This window comes from Bradyrhizobium sp. Pha-3 (genome assembly GCF_042258615.1).
Classification (GTDB): Bacteria; Pseudomonadota; Alphaproteobacteria; order Rhizobiales; family Xanthobacteraceae; genus Bradyrhizobium.
Map to the genome: position 1 here is coordinate 4,574,903 of NZ_CP170152.1, position 25,071 is coordinate 4,599,973.

At 64.6% G+C, this 25,071-nt stretch carries 29 protein-coding genes; 13 read left to right on the forward strand and 16 right to left on the reverse strand.

The annotated features are described in order from the left end of the window. Nucleotides 1–2 precede the first annotated feature (2 nt). On the forward strand, nucleotides 3–383 hold the full coding sequence (locus ACE10Z_RS21725; protein ID WP_092114758.1) for a hypothetical protein: 381 nt from the start codon (nucleotides 3–5) through the stop codon (nucleotides 381–383). Nucleotides 384–396: 13 nt separating this feature from the next. Here ACE10Z_RS21725 and ACE10Z_RS21730 read toward each other — a convergent pair whose 3' ends face one another. Next, nucleotides 397–573 carry a hypothetical protein gene (locus tag ACE10Z_RS21730; protein WP_375789704.1) on the reverse strand — a complete coding sequence of 59 codons (177 nt, stop codon included), beginning with the start codon at nucleotides 571–573 and terminating at the stop codon, nucleotides 397–399. A gap of 215 nt (nucleotides 574–788) precedes the next feature. Here ACE10Z_RS21730 and recO point away from each other — a divergent pair, with 215 nt between their 5' ends. From recO to ACE10Z_RS21750, 4 genes are all read left to right on the forward strand, one after another. After that, nucleotides 789–1,538, forward strand: a complete 750-nt coding sequence (gene recO / locus ACE10Z_RS21735) for a DNA repair protein RecO (protein ID WP_375789705.1) — start codon at nucleotides 789–791, stop codon at nucleotides 1,536–1,538. Nucleotides 1,539–1,610: 72 nt separating this feature from the next. Beyond that, the gene (gene parC / locus ACE10Z_RS21740; RefSeq protein ID WP_375789706.1) at nucleotides 1,611–3,866 is read left to right on the forward strand and encodes a DNA topoisomerase IV subunit A; all 2,256 of its coding nucleotides are present in this window, start codon (nucleotides 1,611–1,613) and stop codon (nucleotides 3,864–3,866) included. A 207-nt stretch (nucleotides 3,867–4,073) separates the two neighbouring features. Continuing rightward, entirely contained in the window at nucleotides 4,074–5,051 is a 978-nt protein-coding gene (locus ACE10Z_RS21745; protein WP_375789707.1) for a cation diffusion facilitator family transporter, read from the forward strand. 149 nt (nucleotides 5,052–5,200) lie between these two features. After that, nucleotides 5,201–6,004 (forward strand): N-acyl homoserine lactonase family protein, encoded by an 804-nt coding sequence (locus ACE10Z_RS21750; protein ID WP_375789891.1) that lies wholly within the window; start codon nucleotides 5,201–5,203, stop codon nucleotides 6,002–6,004. On the opposite strand, the gene ACE10Z_RS21755 is transcribed toward ACE10Z_RS21750, so the two are convergent. Then, the gene (locus ACE10Z_RS21755; RefSeq protein WP_375789708.1) at nucleotides 5,995–6,816 is read right to left on the reverse strand and encodes a helix-turn-helix domain-containing protein; all 822 of its coding nucleotides are present in this window, start codon (nucleotides 6,814–6,816) and stop codon (nucleotides 5,995–5,997) included. The genes ACE10Z_RS21750 and ACE10Z_RS21755 overlap by 10 nt on opposite strands. A 79-nt stretch (nucleotides 6,817–6,895) precedes the next feature. Here ACE10Z_RS21755 and ACE10Z_RS21760 point away from each other — a divergent pair, with 79 nt between their 5' ends. After that, on the forward strand, nucleotides 6,896–7,774 hold the full coding sequence (locus ACE10Z_RS21760; RefSeq protein WP_375789709.1) for a DMT family transporter: 879 nt from the start codon (nucleotides 6,896–6,898) through the stop codon (nucleotides 7,772–7,774). On the opposite strand, the gene ACE10Z_RS21765 is transcribed toward ACE10Z_RS21760, so the two are convergent. Continuing rightward, nucleotides 7,775–7,966, reverse strand: a complete 192-nt coding sequence (locus tag ACE10Z_RS21765) for a hypothetical protein (RefSeq protein ID WP_375789710.1) — start codon at nucleotides 7,964–7,966, stop codon at nucleotides 7,775–7,777. Between the two features lie 176 nt (nucleotides 7,967–8,142). Here ACE10Z_RS21765 and ACE10Z_RS21770 point away from each other — a divergent pair, with 176 nt between their 5' ends. Next, entirely contained in the window at nucleotides 8,143–9,396 is a 1,254-nt protein-coding gene (locus ACE10Z_RS21770; RefSeq protein WP_375789711.1) for an adenylate/guanylate cyclase domain-containing protein, read from the forward strand. A 98-nt stretch (nucleotides 9,397–9,494) separates the two neighbouring features. Here ACE10Z_RS21770 and ACE10Z_RS21775 read toward each other — a convergent pair whose 3' ends face one another. The 4 genes from ACE10Z_RS21775 to ACE10Z_RS21790 all read right to left on the reverse strand — a co-directional run bounded on the left by ACE10Z_RS21775 (nucleotide 9,495) and on the right by ACE10Z_RS21790 (nucleotide 14,434). Then, nucleotides 9,495–10,736, reverse strand: coding sequence for an MFS transporter (locus ACE10Z_RS21775; RefSeq protein WP_375789712.1), 1,242 nt, complete (start codon nucleotides 10,734–10,736; stop codon nucleotides 9,495–9,497). A gap of 141 nt (nucleotides 10,737–10,877) precedes the next feature. Further along, the gene (locus ACE10Z_RS21780; protein ID WP_375789713.1) at nucleotides 10,878–12,641 is read right to left on the reverse strand and encodes a flotillin family protein; all 1,764 of its coding nucleotides are present in this window, start codon (nucleotides 12,639–12,641) and stop codon (nucleotides 10,878–10,880) included. A gap of 3 nt (nucleotides 12,642–12,644) precedes the next feature. Beyond that, complete coding sequence (locus ACE10Z_RS21785; RefSeq protein WP_375789714.1) at nucleotides 12,645–13,307, reverse strand: OB-fold-containig protein; 663 nt, start codon at nucleotides 13,305–13,307, stop codon at nucleotides 12,645–12,647. Then, nucleotides 13,304–14,434 (reverse strand): PspA/IM30 family protein, encoded by a 1,131-nt coding sequence (locus tag ACE10Z_RS21790; RefSeq protein ID WP_375789715.1) that lies wholly within the window; start codon nucleotides 14,432–14,434, stop codon nucleotides 13,304–13,306. The genes ACE10Z_RS21785 and ACE10Z_RS21790 overlap by 4 nt, the downstream gene beginning before the upstream one ends. A 121-nt stretch (nucleotides 14,435–14,555) precedes the next feature. Here ACE10Z_RS21790 and ACE10Z_RS21795 point away from each other — a divergent pair, with 121 nt between their 5' ends. Beyond that, entirely contained in the window at nucleotides 14,556–15,929 is a 1,374-nt protein-coding gene (locus ACE10Z_RS21795) for an Nramp family divalent metal transporter (RefSeq protein ID WP_375789716.1), read from the forward strand. Here ACE10Z_RS21795 and ACE10Z_RS21800 read toward each other — a convergent pair. Then, nucleotides 15,926–16,702 (reverse strand): arginyltransferase, encoded by a 777-nt coding sequence (locus ACE10Z_RS21800; protein WP_092114746.1) that lies wholly within the window; start codon nucleotides 16,700–16,702, stop codon nucleotides 15,926–15,928. The genes ACE10Z_RS21795 and ACE10Z_RS21800 overlap by 4 nt on opposite strands. A gap of 86 nt (nucleotides 16,703–16,788) precedes the next feature. Beyond that, nucleotides 16,789–17,331 (reverse strand): RDD family protein, encoded by a 543-nt coding sequence (locus tag ACE10Z_RS21805; RefSeq protein ID WP_375789717.1) that lies wholly within the window; start codon nucleotides 17,329–17,331, stop codon nucleotides 16,789–16,791. A gap of 204 nt (nucleotides 17,332–17,535) precedes the next feature. On the opposite strand from ACE10Z_RS21805, the gene ACE10Z_RS21810 reads away from it, so the two are divergent. Further along, the gene (locus ACE10Z_RS21810; protein WP_375789718.1) at nucleotides 17,536–18,126 is read left to right on the forward strand and encodes a DUF6151 family protein; all 591 of its coding nucleotides are present in this window, start codon (nucleotides 17,536–17,538) and stop codon (nucleotides 18,124–18,126) included. 5 nt (nucleotides 18,127–18,131) lie between these two features. On the opposite strand, the gene hemB is transcribed toward ACE10Z_RS21810, so the two are convergent. After that, complete coding sequence (gene hemB / locus ACE10Z_RS21815; RefSeq protein ID WP_375789719.1) at nucleotides 18,132–19,196, reverse strand: porphobilinogen synthase; 1,065 nt, start codon at nucleotides 19,194–19,196, stop codon at nucleotides 18,132–18,134. A 212-nt stretch (nucleotides 19,197–19,408) separates the two neighbouring features. On the opposite strand from hemB, the gene ACE10Z_RS21820 reads away from it, so the two are divergent. From ACE10Z_RS21820 to ACE10Z_RS21835, 4 genes are all read left to right on the forward strand, one after another. After that, on the forward strand, nucleotides 19,409–19,870 hold the full coding sequence (locus tag ACE10Z_RS21820; protein WP_050422596.1) for a DUF6163 family protein: 462 nt from the start codon (nucleotides 19,409–19,411) through the stop codon (nucleotides 19,868–19,870). A gap of 665 nt (nucleotides 19,871–20,535) precedes the next feature. Then, the gene (gene ldtR, locus ACE10Z_RS21825) at nucleotides 20,536–21,054 is read left to right on the forward strand and encodes a transcriptional regulator LdtR (RefSeq protein WP_018271925.1); all 519 of its coding nucleotides are present in this window, start codon (nucleotides 20,536–20,538) and stop codon (nucleotides 21,052–21,054) included. A 187-nt stretch (nucleotides 21,055–21,241) separates the two neighbouring features. Continuing rightward, nucleotides 21,242–21,472 (forward strand): hypothetical protein, encoded by a 231-nt coding sequence (locus ACE10Z_RS21830; protein ID WP_375789720.1) that lies wholly within the window; start codon nucleotides 21,242–21,244, stop codon nucleotides 21,470–21,472. A gap of 20 nt (nucleotides 21,473–21,492) precedes the next feature. Further along, a complete protein-coding gene (locus ACE10Z_RS21835; RefSeq protein ID WP_092114742.1) occupies nucleotides 21,493–21,714 on the forward strand; it encodes a hypothetical protein in 222 nt (73 codons plus the stop codon). A gap of 524 nt (nucleotides 21,715–22,238) precedes the next feature. On the opposite strand, the gene ACE10Z_RS21840 is transcribed toward ACE10Z_RS21835, so the two are convergent. The 6 genes from ACE10Z_RS21840 to ACE10Z_RS21865 all read right to left on the reverse strand — a co-directional run bounded on the left by ACE10Z_RS21840 (nucleotide 22,239) and on the right by ACE10Z_RS21865 (nucleotide 24,910). Then, nucleotides 22,239–22,361, reverse strand: coding sequence for a hypothetical protein (locus tag ACE10Z_RS21840; RefSeq protein ID WP_375789721.1), 123 nt, complete (start codon nucleotides 22,359–22,361; stop codon nucleotides 22,239–22,241). A 10-nt stretch (nucleotides 22,362–22,371) separates the two neighbouring features. After that, on the reverse strand, nucleotides 22,372–22,575 hold the full coding sequence (locus ACE10Z_RS21845) for a hypothetical protein (protein WP_375789722.1): 204 nt from the start codon (nucleotides 22,573–22,575) through the stop codon (nucleotides 22,372–22,374). 148 nt (nucleotides 22,576–22,723) lie between these two features. Beyond that, a complete protein-coding gene (locus tag ACE10Z_RS21850; protein WP_375789892.1) occupies nucleotides 22,724–22,990 on the reverse strand; it encodes a transposase in 267 nt (88 codons plus the stop codon). A 198-nt stretch (nucleotides 22,991–23,188) separates the two neighbouring features. After that, nucleotides 23,189–23,569, reverse strand: a complete 381-nt coding sequence (locus ACE10Z_RS21855; protein WP_375789723.1) for a hypothetical protein — start codon at nucleotides 23,567–23,569, stop codon at nucleotides 23,189–23,191. A gap of 606 nt (nucleotides 23,570–24,175) precedes the next feature. After that, nucleotides 24,176–24,565 carry a PRC-barrel domain-containing protein gene (locus ACE10Z_RS21860; RefSeq protein WP_207829893.1) on the reverse strand — a complete coding sequence of 130 codons (390 nt, stop codon included), beginning with the start codon at nucleotides 24,563–24,565 and terminating at the stop codon, nucleotides 24,176–24,178. Nucleotides 24,566–24,676: 111 nt separating this feature from the next. Next, nucleotides 24,677–24,910, reverse strand: a complete 234-nt coding sequence (locus ACE10Z_RS21865; RefSeq protein WP_375789724.1) for a hypothetical protein — start codon at nucleotides 24,908–24,910, stop codon at nucleotides 24,677–24,679. Between the last annotated feature and the right edge of the window lie 161 nt (nucleotides 24,911–25,071).

A 25,071-nucleotide genomic window follows, 5' to 3' on the forward strand; every position in this document is an offset into this window, starting at 1 on the left:
CAATGAACGTGCCCAGAAATGTGCTGTGGTTTGAGGTGCTGCTCTATCTGTCGCTGACGCTCGACGCGTTGTCGGTGGCGTTCCAGGACCGCACGCCGACCGACGTCAGGACCGATCAGATGATCACCGGCGAGACGCTGACCGCCGGCTGCATGATCCTCCTGTTGGTGTATTTCGTCCGGCTGGCCGCGCAGCACCGCAAGAACTGGCCGCGCTGGGCGCTGGGCGCGATGCTGGTGTTGTCGGTGATCTCGCTGGTGCAGGTGATCGGCGAGAAGGGCCTGGAGCTCGACAGCGCCATCGAGGTGGTGTCCTGCATCCTGACCACGGCCGGGCTGTATTATTCCTTCACCGGCGACGCGCAGGGCTGGTTCAACGCGTAACGGGCGGTGTCACCTACGAACGGCAGGCGTGAAAGATCACGACCGCGCTGACGACGACAGCCCAGATGATGAAACCGACAATGACCCCAAGCGCGGGCGACAGGATCATGCGGCCCTGAGGCGGCCGCGTCACGTGCGGAATGCCGGTCCAGCCGATCTTGCTGGGCTGCTCCGGCCATTCGACGCTCAATTTGCCGGCCCGTCGGAGGGGCGCGCTGCCAAAATATCCAAAACAACCCCATGCAAAGTAGCCGGCGGCGGCGGGCGCTCGGCCAGGCAACTTGACACGTCGGGCAACTCAGCGTCATCATTCCAATATTCCGAAATTGTGCACGCGCCACCGCCCGTCGGAATGACGGCGTATGATGACTGCGCGGCGCGCTGGAATCCTGTAGTCTCTCTTTCATGGAATGGACCGACGAAGGCATCGTGCTGGGCGTGCGGCGGCATGGCGAATCCTCCGCCATTGTCGAGCTCTTGACGCGCGAGCATGGCCGTCATCTCGGCCTCGTGCGCGGCGGCGCCAGCTCGCGGATGCGGCCGCTGCTGCAGCCCGGCAACAGCGTCACCGCGGTGTGGCGGGCGCGGCTCGACGAGCATCTCGGCATGTACACGCTGGAGGGCACGCGGCTGCGGGCGGCGACGCTGCTCGCCGCGTCGCACGCGGTCTATGGCGTGACGCATCTGGCGGCGCTGGCGCGGCTGCTGCCGGAGCGCGATCCGCATGAAGACATCTACGAGATGCTGCAGGGGACGCTCGACGATTTCGACGATGCCGGCGTCGCCGCCGTGCACCTGATCCGGTTCGAGCTCGCCATGCTGACCGAGCTCGGCTTCGGGCTCGACCTGGAAAACTGCGCGGCGACCGGAGAGACCACCGACCTGATCTATGTGTCGCCGAAATCCGGCGGCGCCGTGTCCCGCGCCGCCGGCGAGCCGTGGCGCGACCGGCTGTTGCCGCTGCCGGCGTTCCTGCGCGAAGGCGAGGGCAGCGCCAACGGCTGGTCGGAGCAGGACCTGCGCGACGGTTTCCAGATCACCGGCCTGTTCCTGCTCCGCCACGTGCTGGAGCCCCGCGGGCAGGGCCATTCCGATGCCCGCGACGGGTTTATCAACGCCGTAACCCGGCGGCGGAGCCGAACGGCGGTTCCGTAAGGCCGATTCGGGCCCTAAATTCCCGGTGATTCGCGGCTTGCCCGATTCACCGCCAAGGTTTAACGCCTCCCCATGGGAAAACGACAGGTACCGCCGGAAAAGCCGGCCGAAATTCACGAGGTGCCGCTGCGTGATGCGCTCGAGGAGCGCTATCTCGCCTATGCGCTCTCGACCATCATGCACCGTGCGCTGCCGGACGCCCGCGACGGGCTGAAGCCGGTGCATCGCCGTATCCTCTATGGCATGGACCTGCTCGGGCTCGACCCGCGCGCGGCGTTCAAGAAGTCGGCCAAGATCGTCGGCGACGTGATGGGCTCGTTCCATCCGCATGGCGACCAGGCGATCTATGACGCCATGGTGCGCCTCGCGCAGGATTTCTCCTCGCGCTACCCGCTGGTCGACGGCCAGGGCAATTTCGGCAATATCGACGGCGATAATCCGGCCGCCTACCGCTACACCGAAGCCCGCATGACCGAGGTCGCGCGGCTCCTGCTCGACGGCATCGACGAGGACGGGGTCGAGTTTCGCCTCAACTACGACGGTCAGACGAAAGAGCCGGTGGTGCTGCCGGGCGGCTTCCCGAACCTGCTCGCCAACGGCGCGCAGGGCATCGCGGTCGGCATGGCGACCTCGATCCCGCCGCACAACGCCGCCGAACTCTGCGATGCCGCGCTGCATCTGATCGAGAAGCCCGACGCCAAGTCGAAGGCGCTGCTGAAGTGGGTCAAGGGCCCGGACTTCCCGACCGGCGGCATCGTCGTCGATTCCAAGGAATCGATCATCGAGGCCTACACCACGGGGCGCGGCTCGTTCCGCACCCGCGCGCGCTGGTCGGTGGAGGAGGGCGCCCGCGGCGCCTGGGTGGTCGTCGTCACCGAAATCCCTTGGCTCGTGCAGAAGTCGCGTATGCATGAGAAGATCTCGGAGCTCATCGACCAGAAGAAGTTGCCGCTGGTCGGCGATGTGCGCGATGAATCCGCGGAGGACGTCCGCTTCGTCATCGAACCGAAGTCGCGCACCGTCGATCCGGCGCTGATGATGGAATCGCTGTTCCGGCTGACCGAGCTGGAAAGCAAGATCTCGCTGAATCTGAACGTGCTGATCAAGGGCCGCATCCCGAAGGTGGTCGGCCTCGCCGAGTGCCTGCGCGAATGGCTCGACCATCTGCGCGACGTGCTGGTCCGCCGGTCCAATTTCCGCAAGACGCAGATCGAGCACCGTCTGGAAGTGCTGGGCGGCCACCTCGTCGCCTATCTGAACCTCGACAAGGTGATCAAGATCATCCGCACCGAGGACGAGCCGAAGCCGGTCTTGATGAAGACCTTCAACCTCACCGACGTCCAGGCCGATGCCATCCTCAACATGCGCCTGCGCAATTTGCGCCGGCTGGAGGAGATGGAGATCCGCACCGAGGACAAGGATCTTCGCAAGGAGCTGAAGGGCATCGAGGGCCTGCTCGGCTCCGAGACCGAGCAATGGGCCAAGGTCAGCGATCAGGTGCGCAAGGTCCGCGATATCTTCGGGCCGAAGACGCCGCTCGGCAAGCGCCGCACCACCTTCGCCGACGCGCCCGAGCATGACCTCGCCGCGATCGAGGAAGCGCTGGTCGAGCGCGAGCCGTGCACGGTCGTGATATCAGAGAAGGGCTGGGTGCGGACGCTGAAGGGCCACGTCGAGGATCTCTCGGGGCTCGCCTTCAAGACCGACGACAAGCTCGAGCACTCGTTCTTTGCCGAGACCACCTCGAAGCTGCTGCTGTTCGCCACTAACGGCAAGTTCTACTCGCTCGACGTCGCCAAGCTGCCGGGCGGCCGCGGCCATGGCGAGCCGATCCGCATGTTCATCGACCTCGAGCAGGACGCTGCGATCATCTCGCTGTTCGTCAATAAGGGCGAACGCAAGTTCCTGATCGCGAGCAGCGAGGGACAGGGCTTCATCGTCAAGGAAGAGGACTGCGTCGGCAATACCCGCAAGGGCAAGCAGGTGCTCAATGTCGAGATGCCGAACGAGGCCCGTGCTATCACGACCGTGAACGGCGACACTGTTGCGGTGATCGGCACCAACCACAAGATGGTGCTGTTCGGTCTCGACCAGGTGCCGGAGATGGCGCGCGGCCGCGGCGTTCGGCTGCAGAAATACAGCAGCTCAGAGCTGTCCGATGTCGCGGTGTTCGATGCCAAGACCGGCCTGACCTGGAAGGATTCCGCCGGCCGCGAGCACAGCATGACCTTGAAGGAACTGGCCGACTGGCGCGGCAACCGCGCCGACGCCGGCCGGCTCGCCCATGGCCTGCCGAAGTCGAACAAGTTCAATCGCGGCGTGGAATAGTCGATTGTAGCCCGGATGAAGCCAACGGGTCGCGCGAATGCGCGCCCGATGACAGGCTCCGCGAAATCCGGGATCTCGCGCCAAACAACCAGTGGTCCCGGATTGCGCTGCGCTCCATCCGGGCTACGGGCGCTCAGCGCACGGTGTGATAGTATCCACATTTCACCGCGCTATAACCGTCGCCGACGATATCGGGCGACGGTTGCCATGGCGCATAATCACGACCACGACCATGACCACAGCGGTCATTCTCACGGACATTCCCACGCCGGGCACGCGCACGCCGGGCATTCCCATGCCGGGCACAGCCACGCGCCGGACAGTTTCGGCACCGCCTTTGCGGTCGGCGCGTCGCTGAACACCGCCTTTGTCATCGCCGAGCTGATCTTCGGTTACTCCGCCAACTCGCTGGCCCTGGTTTCCGACGCCGTTCACAATCTCTCCGACGTCATCGCGCTGCTGCTGGCCTGGGGCGGGGCGTGGCTTGCCGGCAGGCGCCCGACCGACACCCACACCTATGGCTACCGTCGTGCCTCGATCCTGGCGGCACTGTTCAATGCCGGGCTGTTGTTGATCGCGGTCGGCGGCATCGCGGTCGAGGCGATCAACCGCTTCCGCGAGCCGGCCGAGGTCGCAAGCTGGACAGTGGTCTGGGTCGCGGCGCTCGGCATCCTGATCAATGGCGGCACGGCGCTGATGTTCATGCGCGGCCGCGACAGCGACCTCAACGTGCGCGGCGCCTATCTGCACATGGCGGCGGACGCGGGCGTCTCGCTCGGCGTCGTGATTGCGGCGCTGCTGATCATGGCGACCGGCTGGCAATGGCTCGATCCGGCGATCAGCCTCGTCATTGCCGCGGTGGTGCTGCTGAGCGGCTGGGAGCTTGCTCGCGACAGCGTCAACCTCGCGCTCGACGCGGTGCCGAGGGGGATCGACCTCAAGCGGGTGAGGGACTATCTCGGCGCGCTCGAGGGCGTCACCGAGGTGCACGATTTACACATCTGGGCGATGAGCACGAGCGAGACCGCGTTGACCGCGCATCTGGTGCGGCCCGGCGGGCATGACGATGTCTTCCTGCATCGGGTGTGCGCCGAACTGTCGGAGCGGTTCAGCATCCATCACGCGACCTTACAGGTCGAGATCAGCAGTGAGACCTGCCGGCTGGCGCCGGCGGAAATGGTGTAGCCGGCGGCGGCAAGATTCACTCGCGTTCAATTGATCGATCGACCCATGTCCGTGTCTTCCACGGCCACCGATGAGACGGCACATTGCAGCCGCGCGTTGAGCGGGCGCGATCAATGGAGGGCAACGTGAAGAAGGCTATCGGTCTTGCAATGTTGCTCTGGGTCATGGGCGCGACACCGCGCGCAGACGCACAGCCGGCGAAATCAGGCGTCGAGCGGCTCTACATCCTCAATTGCGGCGAGGGCGTTGCAGGCGACATTTCACGCTGGTCGCCGGGCGTCAATGAGGGCAAGTCGATGGACTTCGTCGACAATTGCTATCTGATCAAGCATGCGCGGGGCTGGTTCCTGTGGGACACCGGCATTCCCGACGCGGTGGCCGCGATGCCGAACGGCCTTGCGCCTGCCGATCCCAAGGCGGTCACCTGGCGTCGCCCGAAGACGCTCGCCGCGCAGCTCGACCAGCTCGGCGTCAAGCCGTCAGACATCAAGGCGATCGCCGTCTCGCATACCCATCCCGACCATATCGGCAATGTCGAGATGTTCCCAGCCGCGATGCTGTATGTGCAGAAGGCGGAGTATGATTGGCCCGGCGCCAACGATACGCCGCGCTTCAAGCCGGAGCACCCGGTCACGAAACTCGAGGGCGACCGCGACGTGTTCGGCGACGGCAGCGTCACCATCCTGTCGACGCCAGGCCACACGCCCGGCCACCAGTCGCTGCTGGTGAACTTGCCGAAGACCGGCGCGGTCGTGCTGACCGGCGATGCCGTCCACTTCAAGGACAATTGGGACAATCGTCGCGTGCCGGCCTTGAATGCCAGCAAGGAGCAGACGCTGGCCTCGATGCAGACGATCGCCGACACGCTGACCAAGGAGAAGGCGCAGCTCTGGATCAACCACGACAAGGCCCAGCGCGACGGGCTGAAGCTGTCGCCGGACTTCTATGACTGAGCGGCTTCGCGACCGCGCGCTTTCGACCAGTCTCGAAAAATCTGCGCGGTCGCGTCGTCCATAGGAAAGAAGCTCTCGATGCGCAGCTCCTGCAAGGTGACGTCCTGGGGCGTTCCCAGTGTCGCGATGGTGGTGAACAGCTGCAATCGGACGTCGCCCTTGCGGAACAGCATCGGCAGCACCGGTCCTGACGCGGGCCCCGCAGGCGGCGTGGTCAACGCAGCCTCGACGCCGTCATAGGCTAGCAGGCGCTTGAGCAAGTCAGCCGTCGCGGTGGTGCCGTCGGCGGCGGCATCGGCCTCGACGCTGCGGATGAAGTAGCCCGCAACTTCGGTCCAGTTGGTGAGATAGGGCCGCAGCACGCCGGGCGCGACCAGTGCATCGGCGAGATTGACCGCTGTGCCTGATACCAGCGGCCCGACCAGGAATTCCACCAGCTGCCCGGCGCCTGCATTGGCGAGCAGCAGATTCCAGTGCCGGTCGACCACGACCGCAGGGAAGGGCTCCTGCTGCGCCAATATGAAATCGAGCGCGTAACGGATTTGCGCGAGCTCAGGCGCGGCAAGATCGGTTTGCCGCCACACCGGCGCGAAGCCGGCCGCGACCAGCAGCGCGTTCTGCTGGCGCAACGGCACGTCGAGCGCCGCGGCGAGGCGGATCACCATGTCGCGGCTCGGTGCGGCGCGGCCAAGCTCGAGGAAGCTCAGATGGCGCTGCGAGATATCCGCGCGTCCGGCGAGCTCGAGTTGCGAATGGCCCTTGCGCTGCCGCCACCAGCGCAGGCTGGCTGCAAAATCGCGCTGCTGCGACATGAATACCTACCAGGTAGTTGCCGGAATGATCTCGCCGGGCAAGATGCCACAAGCGAGCAAGAAACGCATGAGGGGCGGAATGGGCGAGTGGATCGGCGTTGCGATTGCACTGATCTCGAGCTGCCTCGGCGGCACCGCGGCGGCGATCACGCGTTACCTGGCAGGCAATGCCGACCCGATCACGCTTGCGATCCTGCGCTGGGCGATCGGCTTCCTCTGCGTGCTTCCCGCCGCGGTCCTGCTTGGAGCGAAGTGGCCGCGCCGCGAGGACCTACTTGCGGTCGCGGCGCTCGGGATCGCCTTCTTCGGCGTGTTCTTCGTGCTCTACAACATCGCGATGTCGTACACGACGGCGGCGCGCGCCAGCCTTGCGCTGGCGACGCTGCCGCTCTCCACCATGGTGGTAGGTGCCTTGCTCGGCATCGAGCCGCTGACGATGCGCAAATCGGCCGGGGTTTCGATTGCGGTGCTCGGCGTGGCCGCCGCGCTCGCGTCCGGGCTGTCGGCGGCGCCGGCGGGTGCCTGGCGCGGCGAATTGATCATGGCCGCCGCGGTGCTCTGCATGGCCTTCTACAACGTGCTGTCGCGACCGTTGATCCGTCGCTCCAGTGCGCTCGGTTTCCTCACGGTGGGCATGGGCGCGGGCGCGGCGGCGCTCGTGGCGGTCGGGATGTTCACCGGCAGCCTGGCGACGCTGCGCGAATTCGGCCCATCGCAGTGGATCGCCGGGCTCTATCTCGGGATGGCCGGCGGCGCGCTGGCTTTCATCCTGTGGGTGCTGGCGCTCGAGCAGGCCTCGCCGACCCGTGTCGCCAACACCATGACGGTCAATCCGATCGCCGCCGGGCTGCTGGCGAAGCAGCTGGTCGGCGAGCCGATCACGGCCAATCTGGTCGTCGGTTTGATCGCGGTCTTCGCCGGAATCTGGATCGCGACGTCGGAGACCAAGCCGGCCTGATCAACTATGCGGGGCGGACGGCGCGGCGACCGGCGGGGCGGGCGCGTGCTTCGGCTTCATCGTGCCGGCGTAGAACGACAGGGCGTAGACCAGGATGATGCCGGCCAGATAGACCCCATAGGATTGCGGCGGGGTGACCGCCCATCGCATGAGGCGTCGGATCGGGTTCTGCTGGCCAGCGTCGTTTTCCATGCGGCTCTTGTGCGCGAAGGCCGGGGCAAAGGGAAGCGGAATCGCCGGCATTCGGCGGCGTCGTTCCGCCCGAAAATGATGCGGCGCGACGGCTTGCAATGCCGGACGAGCGTCCGCATCTGTCACGCGACGACCAGCCCTTCCTCCCGCACCAATTGCCCGGCATAATCCAGTTTATGGAACTGACACCCCGTTTGCGCCTCATGAATTGGCTGGTCCGCCAGGGTCTGACCGGCCTGCCGGAGAACGACCTGCTGCGCGGTTTCTGCGAGCGCTGCCGGGCCGCCGGCATGCCGCTGTCGCGGGCGATCGTGTTCATCGACACCCTGCATCCGATCTTCGAGGGACGCGGTTTCCGCTGGAACGACGGCGAGAGCAACGAGGCCGACATCTTCGAATACGGCTCGACCAGCAGCGGCGAGGCCAGCCAGACCTGGCGGCGGTCGGCGTTCTACCACATGCTCGAAAACGGCCATGACGAGATGGTCATCGATCTCGCCGAGACGCACGATTTCTCGATGATCGGCGAGCTTGCCGAGAAGGGCCACAAGCATTTCGCCGCCTTCGTGCACCGCTTCGGCGAGGCCGGCACGATCGGCGAGATGGACTGCTTCTATTCCTACTACACGACCCGCCGTTCGGACGGCTTCGACGAGAACCATATGGCGGCGCTGCGCGACCTGGTGCCGGTGCTCGGGCTCGCGATCAAATCGGCCGCCCAGGTCGAGATCGCCCGCACGCTCGGGCGGGTCTATCTCGGCCGCGAGACGGCGGAGCAGGTGCTGCGCGGGCGCATGCAGCGCGGCATCACCGAGAAGATCAAGGCCGTGCTGTGGTATTCCGACGTGCGTGGCTCGACCGCGATCAGCGAGCGCATCGGCCCGGACGAGATCATCCCGTTCCTCAACGACTACGCGCAGGCCTCGATTGACGCGATCCATGATGCCGGCGGCGAGGTCTTGAAACTGATCGGCGACGGCGTGCTGGCGATGTTCACCAGCGAGAACATGGCAAACTCCAGGCGCGCGGCGCTGCGCGCCGAACACAGATTCCGCCATAACATCCGCGTGCTGAACGATCGCCGCGAGAACGAGGGCCGGCCGACCACCACGGCCTATGTCGGCCTCCATGTCGGCGAGGTCTTCTACGGCAATATCGGCAGCGAGGACCGGCTGGATTTCACCGTGGTCGGGCCCGCCGTCAACGAGGTCAGCCGAATTGCTTCGATGTGCGCCTCGGTCGACCGCGAATTGCTGACCTCGACCGATTTCCGCACCGGTCTCGACGCCGCCGGCCGCAACTATCTGGTCTCCACCGGCCGCTTCGTCCTGCGCGGCATCAGCTACGCGCAGGATCTCTATACGCTGGATCCGGCCGTTACCGCCGACGAGGTCGTCGGCGGTAAATACGAGCGCTATCTGGCGGGGTAGGGGCTCTCCACCGTCATTGCGAGCGAAGCGAAGCAATCCATCTGGTCGCTTGCGCGGTGTGGATTGCTTCGTCGCTTCGCTCCTCGCAATGACGGCCCTCAGCAACGCGCGGGTTCGCCGACCATGTCGGGCTGACGCCTGAGCGAAACCGCGGGCGACATCAGGATCACCAGCGCCTGGACGGCGAAGATCGCGGCTGCCAGATAAAGGCAGGCTTCGGCGCCGTAGAGGCCACCGACGACGGCGCCGAGCGCGGAGCCGAGCGGGCGGGCGCCGTAGCTCATGATGTTGATCGCCGAGACGCGGCCGAGCAGCGAGGGCGGCGTCACCGATTGCCGCAGTGTGGTGGTCGAGATCACCCACAGGATCGGGCCGACGCCGAGCAGGAAGAAGCCGAGACCGGCGAGCAGCGGCGTCGCAATCCATGTAGTCGACGCCATCACGAGTGAGGCGATCAGGCCGGTGACCGGGCCGAGCCCGATCACGGTGCCGAAGGCCAGCCGCTTCATCACGCGGGTTGCGAACAGCGCGCCGACCACCATGCCGACCCCGTACATCGCGAGCGTCGTACCGACACCGGTGGCGCTGAGCCCGAGATGACGCACCGCATAGGGCACGAACACGGCGAGCAGCAGGAACGATGCGGTGTTGAAGATGAACTGGGTGATGAACACCGGCCGCAGCAAGGCGTGATGCATGACGAAGGCCGCGCCTTCCTTGATGTCCTGCAACGGATGACGTCGCGGGGCGGGCTGGCGCGCCGGCTCGTAGATGCCGGCCAGCAGCACGACGGCGATCGCCGACAGTGCTGCGGCAAAGCCGAATGCGGGCGCAGCGCCGACCCAGCCGACCAGCACGCCGCCGAGCGCGGGCCCGCTGGCGAAAGCGACGGTACGCGCAAGTTCGATACGGGCATTCGCCGCCGGCAATTGCTGCGACGTCACCAGTGACGGGACCAGCGCAGGAGCTGCGACGCTATAGGCGACCGTGCCGCAAACCGCGACGAAGCCGAGCAAGGCGAGCAGCGACAAGGTCATCGCGCCGAACCACAGCAACAGCAGGATCGCGGCAAGGGCCGCCGCGCGCAGCGCCTCGGAGCCCGCCATCACCCAGCGCCGCGACACGCGGTCGGCCAGCAGGCCGGCGGGGATCGCAAACAGGATGAAGGGCAGTGTCAGCGCGGTCTGCAGCAGGCCGGTCTGGCCCTCGCCGACGCCGAGCACCAGCACCGCGACGATGGGCGCGGCCGCGAGCGCAATCTGCTCGGCCGATTGCGCGGCGAGGTTGGACCAGGCCAGGCGATTGAAGGTGGCCGGCAGGCGTGGCGTATCGGCGGACATGGCAGAATCCTTGAGGAAATCGATCTGGCCATAGTGTGTGGTTGGAAGACGCCCGATCCCACCCGTTTCCCGACAACGCCAAAAACAAAGCCCGCCGTGCGAGGCGGGCCTTGTCGCTGATATCAGAGCGCGGTCACACCATCACGGTGTGGGCCCCGGAGCGAGCTGGCCGGTGATGGTGCCGACCAACGTCGCGGGCCGGCTGTCGTCGCTGACCGCAGGCGCCGGAGCAACCTCCGTCTTGCGCTGCGCCAGTGCGCTGGTCAGGCTGGTGAGCGCATCGGGGCCGGCCGGGAAGCCTGCCTCGGAGAGGATCTTGTCGATCATTGGCTTGAATGCCGAGACCGACAGCAATTGCGCGGCGAGGCCGTCGCCGAGCCCAAGACCGCCATTGCCCCCGCCATTGCCGTTGGCATGGCCGTTGGCGCCGCCGCGGCCGAGCATGCTGCCGGTGTCGAAGATCCGGATGTCGGAGATCTTCTCGATCGGCTTCACCGCCTCGGCGAGCGCGCTCGGGATCACGTTGATCCGCGCCAGGTTGAGATCGTAGGCGATCATGTCGGCGCTCAGCTTGTTGCGCGCCTCCGCCTTCAACGTCGCGACTTCCGCTTCGGCCTGGCCGAGCGCCTTGACGCCGGCGGCGCGGGTGGTGGCTGCGTTGGCGTCGGCTTTCGCCAGCACGTTGGTGGCCTCGGCCTTGTTGGCTGCAGCCTGCTTTTCGGCCTCAGCCATCACCGTGATCGGCATCGCATTGGTCTCGGCGACCTTGCGCGCGGCGATCACGTTGATGATCTTGTCGCGCTCGGCGACCTCGGTGGCGCGGGCGGTGGTGACCTTTTCCTCGGCCGCGATCGCGAGTGCGCGTGCGGTTTCGGCGATGGTCTGGGCTTCCGACTGCTCCTTGCTCTTGGTCGCGACCGCGATCGCGGCCTCCTGCGCCACGATCTGCAGCTCGCGGTCGGTTTCGGTGGTGCGGCGCTTCACCGCGAGATCGGCCTCGATCTTGCGGGTATCGCGGGCCTGGTTGGCCTCGGTCTGCTTGTTGGCGACCGCAAGCTCCTGCTGAATGCGGTACTCGGCTTCGTTCTGCAACGCGGTCTGTTCGACCTGCGCGGTCTGCGCGCGCATCGCGGCGGTCTTGTTGGCGATGTCGCGCTGCTGGGCGAGCTCGGCCTCGCGCTTGGTGCTCTCGATCGTCAGCGTGGTCTGCCGCGCCACCAGGTCCTGCTGGGCGATATTGACCTCGGTGGTGCGGACGATCTGGTTGCGCTCCTGTTCACGCTCCTTGGTGATCTTGGTCAGGGTGGTCAGGCCGTGCGCGTCGAAGAAATTGCTCGGATTGAAGTGCTTGATGTCGCTCTGGTCGAGCCGGGTCAGCGACACCGATTCAAGCTCGAGACCGTTGTTCTGGATGTCGGCGCCGACCGCGTCCTGCACCGCCTTGACGAAAGTCGCACGCTGCTCCTGCAATTCCTCGAGGTTCATGGTCGCGGCGACCGAGCGCAGGCCGTCGACGAACTTGGCCTCGACCAGCTCGCGGAGTTCGGCCGCGTCATTGGTGCGGTTGCCGAGCGTCTGCGCCGCCAGCGCAATCGACGAAGAGTCGGGTTTGACGCGCAGATAGAACTCGGCGCCGATGTCGACGCGCATGCGGTCCTTGGCAATCAGCGAATCCGGGCCGCCGCGCGCGACCTCGAGCCGCAGCGTCTTCAGGTTCACCGCGGCGGTGGAGTGGAAGATCGGCAGCACCAGCGAGCCGCCGTCGAGCACCACCTTCTGGCCGCCGAGGCCGGTGCGCACATAGGCCTCGTCGCGCGTCGAGCGCTTGTAGAGTTTTGCGAAGAGCAGGCCAATGACGAGGATAGCGAGGACGCCAATGGCGACCGGTATAGCAAGTTCCCACATATGTTATGCCCTGTTGGAAGATTGTCGTTGTTCAATGAGGTCGGAAGGAGCGGCAATCGCAATGAATCCCTTGGCGTCGCGATCGACCAACAACACGCTGGTGCCGACCGGCAACGCCTCGGACTCCGCGCTGGCACGCGCCGACACGGTGTGCCAGTTGCCGAAGACATCCTTGAGACGGACCCTGCCGGGCAGGCCCTGATCGAGCGGGCCGACCGACACGGTTGCGACCTTGCCGACAAAGTCGCTGTCGTTGACCGCATAGCTCTCGTCGCGCGGAATGATGCGGGCGAGGCCGCGGCTCGCATTTCTGATCACGGGGACGCTGCCTGCGGCCGCAACCACCGCGGCAATCGAGACCGGGATGGCGGTGCCTGCGGCATGCGCCAGTCCCTGAAGCAGGAAGCCTCCGATCGAGAATATGCCAAGTATCAGGATGATCAGGATCAGGAGGGGAAGCCGCCCGGCGTTGATCCAGAGAAACAGGCCACTGAGAGCGTTGTGGCTCTCGGCCTCGACCGCGAAATCCTTGCCGACGAGTTCGCTGATCGAAAGTCCGACCATGGTGGTCAGCAGTTCGATACCGCCAAGTGCCACCATGATCGCAGCCGCGACCGCGAAGGGCCGCACGTCCGGGGCGAGCAGAATGTCGCCAACTGCACTCATTTTTCTGATTTGATCCTTTCAAGCCGTGCCGCGATTTCCTTTTCGCGGTGCAGGCGATCGAGTTCGTCAAGCTCCTTGTCGCCGAGCACGCTGGAGGCGGGAACACCGGTGACCCGGGCGATTGCCGCCATCGCGCGCTCAGCACTCAATGTATTGGTCGTCGATGGGGCCCGACTGGTTTCGTCCTTGGCCTCGCGGATCAGACTTTGTTCGAGATCGGCTAATCGCGTCTCCGCCTCGCGGCGCGCGCCGAGCATGGCTTGCAGCGCCTTGGTCTGCTCGTCGATTTCGAGCTCGATGAAATCCATCGCGCGTTCCAGCGCGATCACCTGCGACTCCAGGTCGATTTGGCGTGCGACACCGGCGCGCGCGAGATCCTCGCGATTTTCCGCAAGTGCGAGACGGATCTTCTCGTTCAGAGCAGTCGTCTCGGTATCCAGCTCTTCGCGCCGCCTCTTCAAACGGAATTCTTCGGCGCGCGACTTGCCGAGCGCATAGCGCGCTTCGTCGGCGCCGGCGTCGATCTCGCGGATCGCCTGCTTGATCAGCGCGACCTTGTTGTTGCTCTCGACGTTGTCGATGGTTTGGCTTGCGATGGCGGCAAGAAGCCGGCCCATGCGCGCAAGGATGCCTTCGTGAAGCATGGTCTTCTCCTCCGGTTGTGCTGATTTCGATTTGACGGCGATGTGGATTTCGTAGCCGCGTCCATCCGAGATCAAATGCGCCGGGAAGGGGCTTTCCCAGCCCGAGACATATCCCGGCACGTCGAACGGCACCAAGACGCGTCCGCCGACAGTGCTAATGGTCAGTGAAGTTGGACCCTTGATCGCAAACAACTTGTCGTCGAGCGGTATCCGGCGGACGGCGGTGCCTGCGATGTAGTTGGCGCGGTCGCGCAGGCCGAGCGTCACGAGCCGCGCGGGCAGGCCGGTCTCCTTGCGGATCTTCTCGTAGGCCTGGGCGTGCAGCGAGACGAGGTTGGCGCCGACGGGCGCGACCTCCGCGAGGATCGCCATCATCCGATCATAGGCCGCAAAGGTCGCCTCGATCGCCTCGATGCCCGACGGGTCGGGGGCGAGGGCGTAGCGCAGCGTTGCGGTTGGCGTCTCGACGGGCAGCTTGATCATGCAGCTAACGTAAAGCACTTCCTCAGTGCTTTACAAGGAGGGTGGCTGGTATCATTTTCGTGAGTCTAGATGCAGTTGCAAATGAGTTGCAATAACGAGGGAGATCGGCCATCCTTCTGGGATGGACGCTCGTACCCCTGAAATGTCTTCCGCTTCCGTTGCTGACAGCGTGCCAGGTGGCTGGCGGGGCGACGCCGGGCATGCGCGCAGCCTGCCCGAGGTGAACGCAACCGTCTCGGTGCCGAGTACAGGCGTGTGGTGGCGGCGGCTGCTGGCCTTCGCCGGGCCGGGCTACCTGGTCTCGGTCGGCTACATGGACCCCGGCAATTGGGCAACCGATCTCGCGGGCGGATCGAAGTTTGGCTACACGCTGCTGTCGGTCATCCTGCTCTCCAACCTGATGGCGATCCTGCTGCAGGCGCTTTCCGCCCGGCTCGGCATCGCCACCGACCGCGACCTGGCGCAGGCCTGCCGCGCGACCTATTCGCGGCCGGTCAATCTGATGCTGTGGCTCGCCTGCGAGGCCGCCATCATCGCCTGCGACCTCGCCGAAGTGATCGGCACCGCGATCGCGCTGAAGCTCCTGTTCGGCATTCCCCTGATCGGCGGCGCGCTGCTGGCGGCGCTCGATGCGTTCCTGCTGCTGCTCCTGATGAATCGCGGCTTCCGCTTCCTCGAAGCCTTCGTGATCGCGCTGTTGATCGTCATCGCGGTCTGTTTCGCGGTCCAGATCGCCGCCGCCGCACCGCCGATCGCGGGCGTGATCGGCGGCTTCGTGCCGTCGCGCGAGATCGTCACCAATCCGGAGATGCTCTACATCGCGATCGGCATCATCGGCGCCACCGTGATGCCGCATAACCTCTATCTGCACTCCTCGATCGTGCAGACCCGCGCCTATCCGCGCACCGAGGAAGGCCGGCGCGACGCGATCAAATGGGCGACCACCGACTCCACCATCGCGCTGATGCTGGCGCTGTTCGTCAATGCGGCGATCCTGGTGCTGGCGGCTGCGACCTTCCACAAGAGCGGCCACTCTGACGTCGCCGAGATCGATCAGGCCTTCGAGCTGCTGTCGCCGCTGCTCGGCCTTGGCATCGCCTCGACGCTGTTTGCCGTGGCGCTGCTGGCCTCTGGTCTCAACTCGACGGTGACGGCGACGCTGGCCGGCCAGATCGTGATGCAGGGCTTTCTCGACCTCAAGCTGCCCGACTGGCTGCAGCGGCTGGTGACGCGCGGCATCGCGATTGTCCCGGTCATCGTGGTCGCCGCGCTCTATGGCGAGAGCGGCACCGCGCAGCTGCTCGTGTTCAGCCAGGTCGTGCTGTCGATGCAGCTGCCGTTCGCGGTGATCCCGCTGGTGCGCTTCGTGTCGGACAAGCGCAAGATGGGCGCGTTCGCGATCTCGATCCCGGTTGCGGTGGCAGCATGGATCGTCGCCGGCCTGATCGTGATCCTGAACGTGAAGCTGCTGATCGATACGCTCTTCGGTACCTAATCTTGCGGCTCGGCCAGGGCCTCGCCTGACGCGTCGACGCGCAGCCAGCCCGACGGCGCGAGCCGCTGCTGCGGCAGGAAGCGGCCCTTGTAGTCCATCTTCTTGGAGCCCTCGATCCAGTAGCCGAGATAGACGTAGGGCAGGCCCTGCCGGCGGGCGCGGGCGATGTGGTCGAGGATCATGAAGGTGCCGAGCGAGCGGGCCTCAAGCCCCGGCTCGAAGAAGGAATAGACCATCGACAGCCCGTCGCTGAGCACGTCGGTCAACGCCACCGCCATCAGCTCGTCGCCGCGGCCGGTGATGGCGCTGTCGGCATTGCGCTTGCGGTACTCGATGATCCGGGTCTCGACATGGCTGTCCTCGACCATCATCGCGTAGTCCAGCACGGTCATGTCGGCCATGCCGCCGTTGCGGTGGCGGCGGTCGAGATAGGCCCGGAAGACCGAGTATTGCTCCGAGGTCGGCACCGCCGTGCGCTGCTCGCCGATGATGTCGGCGTTGCGGGCCAGCACCTTGCGGAAATTGCGGGAGGGGCGGAATTCGTTGGCGACCACCCGGACCGAGACGCAGGCCCGGCAGGCGTCGCAGGCCGGCCGGTAGGCGATCGACTGGCTGCGGCGGAAGCCGCCATGGGTCAGCAAGTCGTTGAGATCGCCCGCTTTGTCGCCGACCAGGTGCGTAAAAACCTTCCGCTCATGCCGGCCCGGCAGGTAGGGGCAGGGTGAGGGCGCCGTCAGATAGAACTGGGGGGTATCACGCGAGTGCTGGGTCACGTCTGGTCGTCGGGCTCCACATACAATACAGGCAGCCGAGTTAGCATCGCCCTCCGGAGGCTAACGGTCAATTGGTTTAGGCGGGCCTAATAAGAGGCTCGCGCGGCCGGGGTGACCTGGGTCCGGACCGAGCTGTTGATCATGACGGTTCCGAGGATGATGTCGTGCAGCAGCCGGCGGCGGCCGTTGAGCAGCCCGACCAAGAGCACCAGCGGCGACAGGAACGAGATCGTCACCCAGAACAGCACCGCGTGGGTGGCGCCGAGCACGAAATAGCCCCGCGCGCCGTACCAGGTGCGCAGTTCCAGATCCATCATGCGCATGCCAAGCGTGGCCGAGTGCTGGCCGCCGATCGAGGCGCCGTAGTAGACGATCGCCCAGACGATCGAAGCGGGCGAGACCAGCCAGAACAGCGCCCAGCCCAGGCCGAGCGTGACGATGCCGAAGATCGCGATGAAGATCACCGCCAGGATCACAGGCACCGACAGCACAAAGAGGTCGATCAGGAACGCAAACACACGACGCGTCAGCACGCCGCGGAACAGTTCCGGCTGCATCCACGGATCGAACGCATGCGGGGGAACGCCGCCGTCGTTGCGCCAGGCGCTACCGTCACTGCCGTAAGACATGACCAACCTCCGATGAAACTCCCGCGCAGGACATGGGAGCACGAGGCTCGCCTGCCAAGTCCGCGCGAACATTAACTAGCCGAAATATTCCGGCGATTCGGCGGCCGAAACCGCCCGCCTCGGTGTAGGCTGGAGTTGCGTGACGGCGGGGAACAGATGGGCACACAAATCGGGTTGCGCTGCCGCTGTGGAGAGGTTCGAGGTGTGGTCACGAACGCCGCGCCGGCGGCCGTCAACCGCGTCGTCTGCTACTGCGACGACTGCCAGGCGTTCATGCATCGGATCGGCCGGGCCGATCTGCTCGATGTCCACGGCGGTACCGACATCGTCCAGGTCGCCCCGGCGTCTCTCAACTTCGTGCAGGGGCATGACAAGATCGCCGGGCTGCGGCTGACGCCCAAGGGACTGTACCGCTGGCACACCACCTGCTGCAATTCGCCGGTGGGCAACTCGCTGACGCCCGCCGTCCCGTTCGTCGGAATCGCAGTGCAGGCCTTCGACGGCGGCGCGCCGCGCGCGGACGAGGTGTTCGGCAAGCCAACCGGTGCAATCCTCGGCAAATATGCGATCGGCGAAGCCCCGAAGGGATCGACCGGCTTCAACCTGTCGCTGATCCTGCGCGTGATCGGCAAGGTGCTGGGCTGGCGCCTGCGCGGCAAGACCTGGCCGCACCCGTTCTTCAAGCGCGAGACAAATGAGCCGGTCTACCCGCTGACGGTGCTGTCGCGGGACGAGCGCGATGCGCTGCGCCCGCTCTGCGGTCCACGTCCAACCGCGCTGGCCGGATCCGTGTAGCGCCGTTACGATTCCGCCTTGATCTTCTCGGCGGCCCGCGGCGCGAAATAGGTGAGGATGCCGTCGGCGCCGGCGCGCTTGAAGCCGACCAGGCTCTCCATCATCGCGCGCTCGCCGTCGATCCAGCCATTGGCGGCGGCGCCCGCGATCATCGCGTATTCGCCCGACACCTGGTAGACGAAGGTCGGCATCGCGAAATGGTCCTTCACGCGGCGGACGATGTCGAGATAGGGCATGCCCGGCTTCACCATCACCATGTCGGCGCCCTCGGCGATGTCGAGCTCGACCTCGCGCAGCGCCTCGTCGGAATTGGCGCTGTCCATCTGATAGGTGCGCTTGTCGCCGGTCAGCGTCTTGGCGGAGCCGATCGCGTCGCGGAACGGGCCATAGAAGGCCGAGGCGTATTTCGCTGCGTAGGACATGATCTGGACGTCGCCGAAGCCGTTGTCGTCGAGCGCCTCGCGGATCGCGCCAATTCGGCCATCCATCATGTCGGACGGCGCGATCACGTCGCAGCCGGCCTCGGCCTGGGTCAGCGCCTGCTTGACCAGCACCGCGACCGTCTCGTCGTTGAGGATCTTGCCGCCCTCGATCAGCCCGTCATGGCCGTGGCTGGTGAAGGGATCGAGCGCGACGTCGCAGAGTACGCCGATATCGGGAAACTCCTTCTTGATCGCGCGCACCGCCTGGCAGACCAGATTGTCGGGGTTGAGGGCCTCCGAGCCTTGCTCGTCGCGCAGGGCCGGCTCGGTGAAGGGAAACAGCGCGATGCAGGGGATGTTGAGTTTTGCGGCGCGCTCGGCGTCGCGGACGATCTGGTCGACGGTGAGCCGATCGACGCCGGGCATCGAGGCCACCGGCGTGCGGGTGTTTTGGCCATCGACCACGAACATCGGCCAGATCAGGTCGTCGGTGGTCAGCACGTTCTCGCGCACCAGGCGGCGGGCCCATTCGGACTTGCGATTGCGGCGCATCCGGATCGTGAGGTCGAGCGACGGGGAGGCGAGGGCATCCGTCTGGCGCCGCGGCGCATCGCGCAGTTCGATCGGGCGCCCGAATTTGATCGCCATGTCTTGTTCTCCTCGAGGGACGGCAGTTCTGGACCTGATAAAGTCTGGACCTGATATAAGTCTGGTTCTAGCACCTGTCAGGGGCGCCGTCATTGCGCCCCTGTTGCACTCTTGGCGCCCTTGATCTGCCGCAACGGCAATTGATTTTGCGGCTCCGGCGGGCCAAGACTGCGCCATGAACCCCATTTTGCGGCCGCCATGCGGCGATTCGGATGTCTGACACCTCTGCACGCGATCAGGCGCGGGACAACGCCATCTCGGTGAGCGCGATCTCGTCCGACCGGATCGAGCCGGACGACAATGCGTGGACGCGGCGCCTCGTCATCTTCCTGCGCATCATGGCCGTCGTCTCGGTCGCCAAGGGCCTCTATCACTGGGCCCAGGTGACGGGCTTCGTCGGCGGCGAGGAGGAGGCCTTCGAGAACCAGTCGATGGCCTGGCAGACCGCCACGATCTATTTCGCCGTCATCGAGCTCGTCGCCGCCGTCGGGCTCTGGCTTGCGACGCCGTGGGGCGCCGTGGTCTGGCTGACCACCGTGGTTTCGATGGCGGTCATCGAGCTGATGTTTCCGGGCATCTATGGCGGCAGCCTCACCGTGGTCGGGCTCGAGGCCGTGATGCTCGCGGCTTATCTGGCGCTGGCCTGGATGTCGGCGCGCGAACGCCCGCCATAGGCCTTGCGCACTGCAATGGCTTGAGCACTGTTGCCTGGCTGCGACAGCGCGGCGAAGAGCTGACGGTGACAGCCAATATTTGCCAGTCGTGCGCGGAGCGAGAAGACAGCGTCGCTGGTTCTGCTAGGTGGATGCCACAGATCGCATCCCCTTTTAAGGCGTCCCATCGCGGCAGCGCCTTTGCGGGACCTGCCGTCGGGACCCATTTCACCGGATCTCGGCGCGTGTGCCGGCCGGCTTTTCGCGGGCCGACGGCGGAACCGATCTGGCCGCGGCGACGAATGAGGGCAGCTTACGCGCATCACGCGCGTCCCGCCCCGATGCACTCCCATAAAATTTTCGAAGAATTTTCCGGTAACCGATCGGTCACCGTAAAGGGTTCCCTCATACCCGTTACGGCACCGTTTCGAATTCGGACGCTGCTGTTTCCGAATGTGACAGGTGAGGCACACGAAGCGTGAACAGGGGCCCGCCACCGTCAATGAAAAGTTGCGAAAAGTCCTTGATCCATGGGCTTAATCCACGATTCACTGTCTTAAATTCATGATCTCTTTATTCTCTTATTTAAGCGGATATTCAAACGGCCCCCTTACGTTGGACCTATCAGGCGGGACACAAGTTTCGTCGAAATAAAGTCGATAAAAACGACAAACAGGGGAAGTGTCATGATGAAAGCCGTTGCGACAACGGCGGCGGATGCCGCTGATCGCGCTACCGGTCAAGCTCCGGTGCAGCCGCTCTATCTCGAAGCCCTGACTTTGGTGGAGCGGCTGCATCGCCGGCTCCTCGACGTCATAAAGGACGAATTCGATCGTCGTGGCCGCGCCGACATCAACTCGGTGCAGGCGCTGCTCCTGTACAATATCGGTGACAAGGAGCTGACCGCCGGCGAGCTGCGCACCCGCGGCTACTATCTCGGCTCCAACGTCTCCTACAATCTGAAGAAGCTCGTCGAGCTCGGCTTCCTCGATCATCAGCGCTCGCGCGTCGATCGCCGCTCGGTCCGCATCCGTCTGACCCCGCAGGGCCAGGAAGTCCGCAAGATCGTCGATGCGCTCTATCAGAAGCACGTCAAGACGGTCGAGCAGGTCGGCGGCATCTCGAACGAGGAGTTCGCGAGCCTCAACAAGTCGCTGCACCGCCTCGAGCGCTTCTGGACCGACCAGATCCTGTATCGCCTCTGAGCCTTCCCGTTTTCGCCTGATGGCCAAGTCGGCCGCTTGAGAAGACCGGCAGCCTCCCTCCAGTCAACGCATCGGTCATGCCCGGCCGATGCGTTTTTCATGCTGCACCTGCGAAAATAAATAGGTCCCGGCGAGGAACCAAGCCGTTTCCCGCGCTTTATCCCGTCTCCCAACGGAGAGGCAGGACATGCTGGTCGAGCGCGGGATCGAGGTGCTGAATGTCGAGGTCGTCGGTGACGCCTACGCGATCGCCTCGAATTATCTGCGCAAATCCGGCGCCATTCCCGACACATTCGCCACCAATGAGCGCCTGCTCGGCATCATCGTGAAGCTGTTCCAGCGCGGTGAGCTGAACCGACTTCGCCTCGCCAACAAGGCGATCGCGAGGTTCGAGGCCGAGACGCTGGTGGTCGCCTGAGCGTCAACCCGGAGACATCAATGGAAGCCGCGATCGATCGGATCATGCAGACGTATGATCTGCTGCTCAACCGCACGTCCGCTGCAAGCGACGAAGCACGGGCGAAGGTGACAGAGTACGTGCAGACGCTGTTCGAGGCCGGCGAGCGCGATACGCATCGATTGACCGTGTGCGGGCTGACCTATCTGCGCCAGCTCGACGGCAGCACCGACCATGTAAAGGCCGGGTTTACCGGGCTGTAAGGCGTACTTTTCTGTCGTCCCTGCGAAAGCAGGGACCCATAAACCACTGGATCGTGTTGCTGAGACAGGCTCGGCCCCAGCGTCGCGCAACGATCGCCATCGGTGGTGATGGGTCCCGGGTCGCGCTTCGCTTGCCCGGGACGACGCGGATGGGTTCAACTGTCAAACAGCTACTCGGTGTCATCGCCCGGCCCGGGCGATGACATGAGGACGAGGATGCAGCTCCGCACTCTCGCGACATGATTGCCCGAACTTTGCATTTCTTTTTCGTCCTCTCTCTTGCAGAGGGCGCAGGGGTCGGTTCGCGGGGAGGGGGCCATGTGCCCCGGAAACGCCGTCCGCCTGGCTCCGTCGCCGGAACACCGTACTGATCCGGATTTCATCGCAAGCCAGGATGGTCGTAATTACAACTCTGCCGGCACTCCTTTTTTTACCGAGCATTTCTTAACTTTTGAGTTTTTACAGATCCATTCGAACCGGCAGAAAAGGACCGTCCGTGTGACGGTCCTTTTCGATTCGATTGCTCACCGCAGCAGAAGCCACGCCACGCTGGCGAGCAGGGCCATCAGCGACACGGCCGCAGCGCAGACAAAGGCAACCTCCACGCCGTCGAAATGGTGATGGTTCTGGTGATGGTTCGCTTGCATCTTCGCCCTCCTAGATGGGCGTTCGTTGACCCGGGGACATCAGCCATTCCGTCATGTGCGCGGCGGCTTCATCATGCTGCGCTCGCTGGAGCAGTGCGTCTCGGTCCTGGCCGGCGGGAAGCTGCCCGGCACGGCCGCGAAGCTCCCTCGCTTCCTGCGAGAGCCGGATTTCGAGCGTATCGGCTTGCTTCACGCGGCGGCGGATTTGTCCCATGCATTTTCCCTTATCGGTTCCTGCCCGGAACAGGATCCCAATTGTCGGGACACCGTAAGGTTCCAAGCTCAAAGCTCTTTCGGCAGCACGCCTGCCAATTCCATTGCTCCGGTGCGCGGGAAGAGCGTTGCGGAAAATGTGCCGCGCTTCAGCGCCCACCGGCAATCCGGTTCACCTGATCCGGTTTCGAGACCCGGCGGTTGACCTCACGCCGGGCGAACTGCGGCGCGTATCGGTGGAGCTGCGCACTGCCGATGTGGTGGTGAACTCCGGTCCCGGCACGTCGCAGGCGGGAAAAGTATTCTTCAGCCATGTCAGTGCACGCGCCATCGAGGCTGTATGCCGCCTGATGGTTGATTCCCTCGATCTCGAAACGCTCATGTCGGCTATCCCATGATGCCGCTTCGTCGGGTATGCACTACCGTCTCTTCGCGATGCGATCGCGAATGAATGAAGCGGCCTAGCTTTCCGAACTGAAAATTGCCGGGACGGAATTTGCTCCGCGCTTCCGGACTGGGACGATAACTCTGGGCTTGCCGTTCTGGTTCCTCGCAAAGCGACGGCCGATCCGATCCGCCGTCATATTGGCGGGCTTCGCGCCGCCGCTGCGATGTCAAAACTGAAATGGAGCAACCGAAACGGACAGTTTTCCGTCGGCTGATTTTTGCGCGGTGAACTCAACTTCCTTCGACGCCTTGACGTCGCCGACGGATACCGAAATCCCGCCGCTGCACTGCAGGGTTCGCTTGTCCTTGCTCGTCGAAGTCGTGACGATTCTTTCGCCGAGAAGGTATTGTGGCTTCGAGTTGTCCGGATCAGGTTTCGCCGTCGACTCCCTGGCGGCGTAGTTGACCAGCGGATTCCGATGGTCATCGGCAATGGCCTGGAGCACGGCCTTTCGGGTGTCGATCGAATCGCACTCGAGTTGATCGCCACAACCGCTCAGAACAAGCAGAAGCGGAAAACCCATGAGCGAAAGCAGTCGTGACGCCATGATAATACTTTGTGCGTGAATGGATGGGTGCTTTCCGACAACCGACCTGGAGGAGCATGGTTCCTGCGCGCCCCCTTCAGCGCGCGGCCGCCCCACTGTCGGACGACGGCTTTGCCCTTCAGCGATCTACGCCGTGGTCTGAACAGGAAGACGGGCAGCTACCGGAGCCTCGCGTCTGACCAGTCTGACCTTTGGTGGGATCGCTCACATGCGGTTCTGTCGAGGAACCAACGAAAATCGACAGCGTAGACTCGCAGCTCCCGGCCTTTGCCCCCAAGCCCTCCGGGAGTAGCGATCCCCGGCGCGGCGTACTGCCGGCGCCCGGGGATCGTTGGTTTGCGGATCAAGCAAGGAATCCTGAAACAGGAACACGCCCAAGGGTTGCTGGGTGGGTTGGTTGGTTGTCGCGTGTCCGGTCCTTCCGCTGGAGGCATCGGATCATCACCGCGGGAATCCGGCCTTACTGCGCCTTGCTTGCCGGGCTGAGGCGGAGTTCAAGGCGGAAGCAAGAGCCCCAGCGCGGGAATGCGCCGGGGCAAGTGTCTCCGCCTTGCTCGTCAAGTTGCGTGATCGGCAATGAACCGCCGAGCAGACGGACCTTCGGTGTTACTTGTTCTCAGGAATCCAGGTCGTGCTGGCCCGATCGTACTTGAAGCCCGGTGCAGCCTTCAGGCTGTCCTTGGTCTCGTCGAGCGTGAGCCACCACTTGTCGTCCTTCTTTTGCGATTTGACGGCCGTGTACGGCACGATCACGTCCTTCTCGCCGGCGCCGAGAAAGCCGCCGACGCCGACGACGAGGCCGGTCACCTTGCCGGCCTTGTCGACAAGCACGTCGTCGATCGTCCCGATCTTGGATTCCTTCGGATCATAGACATTCTGCTTGTAGTAGTTGGTGATGGTCCAGCTGTCCGTCGGGGCGGCGGGCATCGTGGTCGCCGCGTGCGCGGCGGTAGCGAACGCCGCAGCCAAGATGCAGCCGATAGCAAACTTCTTCATAAGAGAAACTCCTCGCCTTCAGTGCAGATGACCGATCCGGCAGATGCCATCAGCCAGGATGACGACTGCCGGCACGGCCCAAATAATGATGACTGGCGTGCTCGGCGCCCATCAGTCGGACGTGCAGACCTTGACAGTCTTCATGCCGGTCTCGGCTTCGGAGCGCGTCTTGTAGATCGTGCCCGACGGGCTGACGACGGTGGTCGTCGTATCGACCGGCTTCTGATCGACGATCGTGCACTTCTTCGTCTTCACGTCTTGCACGACGTAGAATTCGTCCGCTGCAAATGCCGGCGTGACAAAAGCGGCAAGCAACGCTGCCGCGACAATCGTTTTAACGTTCATGTTCTCTCCTCCAATGCCGTATCTATCGGCGGAGGTGGAACGGGAAGAAGTAGTAATGGTTCCTAGAGTTGGACCAGCCGGCGGCACTGTGCTGCACGGTGTGCCGTCGCGACGGAATTTGATCTGCGACATCGGCCAAGCCGACTTCGAGCGAGCCGGCC